Source organism: Acinetobacter halotolerans (assembly GCF_004208515.1).
GTDB classification, from domain to species: Bacteria; Pseudomonadota; Gammaproteobacteria; order Pseudomonadales; family Moraxellaceae; genus Acinetobacter; species Acinetobacter halotolerans.
In genome coordinates this window covers 1-5553 of sequence record NZ_SGIM01000022.1, presented here as the reverse complement: position 1 = coordinate 5553, position 5553 = coordinate 1, and the positions used below count along the sequence as shown (strand labels likewise).

Here is a 5553-nt window from a genome sequence, read left to right as displayed (position 1 = left end):
TCATTAAGAATTGAAGAAGAACAACTTGTGTGGATTTTTACTGGTTAATCGATCGAAATTATTTTCATTGATTAGATGGTAGAAATTACTCGAAGTTTATTTGAGAAATATTTGTCAGAAAATTGATGAGCCAAGATTGGTACCCTTTAAAGGTACTACTGATTTTAAACTGAAGAGTTTGATCATGGCTCAGATTGAACGCTGGCGGCAGGCTTAACACATGCAAGTCGAGCGGGGGAAAGTAGCTTGCTACTGGACCTAGCGGCGGACGGGTGAGTAATGCTTAGGAATCTGCCTATTAGTGGGGGACAACATTCCGAAAGGGATGCTAATACCGCATACGTCCTACGGGAGAAAGCAGGGGATCACTTGTGACCTTGCGCTAATAGATGAGCCTAAGTCGGATTAGCTAGTTGGTGGGGTAAAGGCCTACCAAGGCGACGATCTGTAGCGGGTCTGAGAGGATGATCCGCCACACTGGGACTGAGACACGGCCCAGACTCCTACGGGAGGCAGCAGTGGGGAATATTGGACAATGGGGGGAACCCTGATCCAGCCATGCCGCGTGTGTGAAGAAGGCCTTATGGTTGTAAAGCACTTTAAGCGAGGAGGAGGCTACTTTGGTTAATACCCAGAGATAGTGGACGTTACTCGCAGAATAAGCACCGGCTAACTCTGTGCCAGCAGCCGCGGTAATACAGAGGGTGCGAGCGTTAATCGGATTTACTGGGCGTAAAGCGTGCGTAGGTGGCTAATTAAGTCAAATGTGAAATCCCCGAGCTTAACTTGGGAATTGCATTCGATACTGGTTAGCTAGAGTATGGGAGAGGATGGTAGAATTCCAGGTGTAGCGGTGAAATGCGTAGAGATCTGGAGGAATACCGATGGCGAAGGCAGCCATCTGGCCTAATACTGACACTGAGGTACGAAAGCATGGGGAGCAAACAGGATTAGATACCCTGGTAGTCCATGCCGTAAACGATGTCTACTAGCCGTTGGGGTCTTTGAGACTTTAGTGGCGCAGCTAACGCGATAAGTAGACCGCCTGGGGAGTACGGTCGCAAGACTAAAACTCAAATGAATTGACGGGGGCCCGCACAAGCGGTGGAGCATGTGGTTTAATTCGATGCAACGCGAAGAACCTTACCTGGCCTTGACATAGTAGAAACTTTCCAGAGATGGATTGGTGCCTTCGGGAATCTACATACAGGTGCTGCATGGCTGTCGTCAGCTCGTGTCGTGAGATGTTGGGTTAAGTCCCGCAACGAGCGCAACCCTTTTCCTTATTTGCCAGCGAGTAATGTCGGGAACTTTAAGGATACTGCCAGTGACAAACTGGAGGAAGGCGGGGACGACGTCAAGTCATCATGGCCCTTACGGCCAGGGCTACACACGTGCTACAATGGTCGGTACAAAGGGTTGCTACCTAGCGATAGGATGCTAATCTCAAAAAGCCGATCGTAGTCCGGATTGGAGTCTGCAACTCGACTCCATGAAGTCGGAATCGCTAGTAATCGCGGATCAGAATGCCGCGGTGAATACGTTCCCGGGCCTTGTACACACCGCCCGTCACACCATGGGAGTTTGTTGCACCAGAAGTAGCTAGCCTAACTGCAAAGAGGGCGGTTACCACGGTGTGGCCGATGACTGGGGTGAAGTCGTAACAAGGTAGCCGTAGGGGAACCTGCGGCTGGATCACCTCCTTAACGAAAGATTGATGGCCGGTAAGAATCCACAACAAGTTGTTCTTCTTGAAGATATATCTGAGGGTCTGTAGCTCAGTTGGTTAGAGCACACGCTTGATAAGCGTGGGGTCACAAGTTCAAGTCTTGTCAGACCCACCAAATCTGATCGCTAAAGCTGAAAGATTTAAAGATATAGAATTCACAATGATAAGCTGGGGACTTAGCTTAGTTGGTAGAGCGCCTGCTTTGCACGCAGGAGGTCAGGAGTTCGACTCTCCTAGTCTCCACCACGTATTTAATATTAAATACGTAGCCTGAGCTAAAGATTACAGAATTTAGTGAGTTGAGATATAAACTTATTAAGTTCTGTGATTTATCACAGTTTAATGTAGCTGACGAGGTTGCATTAATTCATTAACAGATTAGTAGAATTGAGTCTGAAATAAATTGTTCAAAACTCGATTAATATGATTTTAACGGTAATACGTAAGTGTTGCAGTTAGATGAAAGATTAATACGAGAACTAGCGATTAACTGAATCAAGCGTTTTGGTATATGAATTAGATTGAAGCTGTACAGTGATTAAGTTCACAGACAACAGATGGTAGCAATTAAGTTTGCAACGATAACACTCACTTGTATGTGTTAACGACTGTTTGGGGTTGTATAGTCAAGTAATTAAGTGCATGTGGTGGATGCCTTGGCAGTCAGAGGCGATGAAAGACGTAATAGCCTGCGATAAGCTCCGGGGAGGCGGCAAATATCCTTTGATCCGGAGATTTCTGAATGGGGGAACCCACTTACCATAAGGTAGGTATTGCATACTGAATACATAGGTATGCAAGGCGAACGAGGGGAAGTGAAACATCTCAGTACCCTTAGGAAAAGAAATCAATTGAGATTCCCTTAGTAGCGGCGAGCGAACGGGGATCAGCCCATTAAGTTATGTGTGTTCTAGTGGAACGCTCTGGGAAGTGCGAACGTAGAGGGTGATATTCCCGTACACGAAAGGGCACACATAATGATGACGAGTAGGGCGAGGCACGTGAAACCTTGTCTGAATATGGGGGGACCATCCTCCAAGGCTAAATACTCCTGACTGACCGATAGTGAACCAGTACCGTGAGGGAAAGGCGAAAAGAACCCCTGTGAGGGGAGTGAAATAGATCCTGAAACCGCATGCATACAAGCAGTGGGAGCCGACTAGTTCGGTGACTGCGTACCTTTTGTATAATGGGTCAGCGACTTACATTCAGTAGCAAGGTTAACCGAATAGGGGAGCCGTAGAGAAATCGAGTCTTAATAGGGCGTTTAGTTGCTGGGTGTAGACCCGAAACCAGGCGATCTATCCATGAGCAGGTTGAAGGTTGGGTAACACTAACTGGAGGACCGAACCCACTGTCGTTGAAAAGCCAGGGGATGACTTGTGGATAGGGGTGAAAGGCTAATCAAGCCTGGTGATAGCTGGTTCTCCCCGAAAGCTATTTAGGTAGCGCCTCGGACGAATACCATTGGGGGTAGAGCACTGTTTCGGCTAGGGGGTCATCCCGACTTACCAAACCGATGCAAACTCCGAATACCAATGAGTACTATCCGGGAGACAGACTGCGGGTGCTAACGTCCGTAGTCAAGAGGAAAACAATCCAGACCGCCAGCTAAGGCCCCAAAATCATAGTTAAGTGGGAAACGATGTGGGAAGGCATAGACAGCTAGGAGGTTGGCTTAGAAGCAGCCACCCTTTAAAGAAAGCGTAATAGCTCACTAGTCGAGTCGGCCTGCGCGGAAGATGTAACGGGGCTAAAACTATGTGCCGAAGCTGCGGATGTAACTTTTAAGTTACGTGGTAGGGGAGCGTTCTGTAAGCCGATGAAGGTGTATTGAGAAGTATGCTGGAGGTATCAGAAGTGCGAATGCTGACGTGAGTAACGACAAAACGGGTGAAAAACCCGTTCGCTGAAAGACCAAGGGTTCCAGTCCAACGTTAATCGGGGCTGGGTGAGTCGACCCCTAAGGCGAGGCCGAGAGGCGTAGTCGATGGGAAATTGGTTAATATTCCAATACTTCTGTGTAATGCGATGAGAGGACGGAGAAGGTTAAGTCAGCCTGGCGTTGGTTGTCCAGGTGGAAGACAGTAGGCATGCATCTTAGGCAAATCCGGGGTGCTCTATGCTGAGAGTCGATAGCAAGCTGTACTTGTACAGTGAAGTGGCTGATACCATGCTTCCAGGAAAAGTCTCTAAGCTTCAGTTACACAGGAATCGTACCCGAAACCGACACAGGTGGTCAGGTCGAGTAGACCAAAGCGCTTGAGAGAACTCTGCTGAAGGAACTAGGCAAAATGGTACCGTAACTTCGGGAGAAGGTACGCTGCTGACGGTGATGGGACTTGCTCCCTGAGCTATTGGCAGCCACAGAAACCAGGCCGCTGCAACTGTTTATTAAAAACATAGCACTCTGCAAACACGAAAGTGGACGTATAGGGTGTGATGCCTGCCCGGTGCTGGAAGGTTAATTGATGGGGTTAGCGTAAGCGAAGCTCTTGATCGAAGCCCCAGTAAACGGCGGCCGTAACTATAACGGTCCTAAGGTAGCGAAATTCCTTGTCGGGTAAGTTCCGACCTGCACGAATGGCATAATGATGGCGGCGCTGTCTCCAGCAGAGGCTCAGTGAAATCGAATTCGCCGTGAAGATGCGGTGTACCCGCGGCTAGACGGAAAGACCCCGTGAACCTTTACTGCAGCTTGACATTGAACTTTGACCTTACTTGTGTAGGATAGGTGGGAGGCTTTGAAGTTAGAACGCTAGTTCTAATGGAGCCATCCTTGAAATACCACCCTGGTAATGTTGAGGTTCTAACTCTGCCCCGTAATCCGGGGCGAGGACCATGTCTGGTGGGTAGTTTGACTGGGGCGGTCTCCTCCTAAAGAGTAACGGAGGAGTACGAAGGTGCGCTCAGCGTGGTCGGAAATCACGCGTAGAGTATAAAGGCAAAAGCGCGCTTAACTGCGAGACCCACAAGTCGAGCAGGTACGAAAGTAGGTCTTAGTGATCCGGTGGTTCTGTATGGAAGGGCCATCGCTCAACGGATAAAAGGTACTCTGGGGATAACAGGCTGATACCGCCCAAGAGTTCATATCGACGGCGGTGTTTGGCACCTCGATGTCGGCTCATCTCATCCTGGGGCTGAAGCAGGTCCCAAGGGTATGGCTGTTCGCCATTTAAAGAGGTACGCGAGCTGGGTTTAGAACGTCGTGAGACAGTTCGGTCCCTATCTACCGTGGGCGCTGGAAATTTGAGAGGATCTGCTCCTAGTACGAGAGGACCAGAGTGGACGAACCTCTGGTGTACCGGTTGTCACGCCAGTGGCATCGCCGGGTAGCTATGTTCGGAAGGGATAACCGCTGAAAGCATCTAAGCGGGAAGCCTACCTCAAGATAAGATTTCCCTAGGACTTTATGTCCTCTAAAGAGCCGTTCGAGACTAGGACGTTGATAGGTTGGATGTGGAAGTACGGTGACGTATGAAGCTGACCAATACTAATTGCTCGTGAGGCTTGACTATACAACACCCAAGCAGTTGTATATATAGCTTAATCGATTCATAAAATATCATTTCATCTTGATTTAGTGAAATAGCTAGATATAATGAACACCGTAAAAACAGACTTAATATACTAATCCGTTAATAACTCTTTGGTTCGTAAGTAAGGCACTCGGTGAATACACCGTGATTAAGACCCCAAAGCACCACAACAGTTTGCTGGCGACAATAGCAAGAGTGAACCACCTGATCCCTTCCCGAACTCAGAAGTGAAACCTCTTCGCGCTGATGGTAGTGTGGCACTTGCCATGTGAGAGTAAGTCATCG

At 48.5% G+C, this 5553-nt stretch carries 2 tRNA genes and 3 rRNA genes; all 5 read left to right on the top strand.

Annotated features, from left to right (window positions below):
- The first annotated feature begins 166 nt into the window (after nt 1-166).
- Nucleotides 167-1706: ribosomal RNA gene (locus EXE30_RS15630) — 16S ribosomal RNA — on the top strand.
- Between the two features lie 61 nt (nt 1707-1767).
- Nucleotides 1768-1844: transfer RNA gene (locus EXE30_RS15625), tRNA-Ile, on the top strand.
- Nucleotides 1845-1899: 55 nt separating this feature from the next.
- Nucleotides 1900-1975 (top strand) — tRNA-Ala (locus EXE30_RS15620).
- Between the two features lie 378 nt (nt 1976-2353).
- Nucleotides 2354-5247 (top strand): 23S ribosomal RNA (locus EXE30_RS15615).
- A 197-nt stretch (nt 5248-5444) separates the two neighbouring features.
- Nucleotides 5445-5553: ribosomal RNA gene (gene rrf, locus EXE30_RS15610) — 5S ribosomal RNA — on the top strand; the annotation flags it as partial.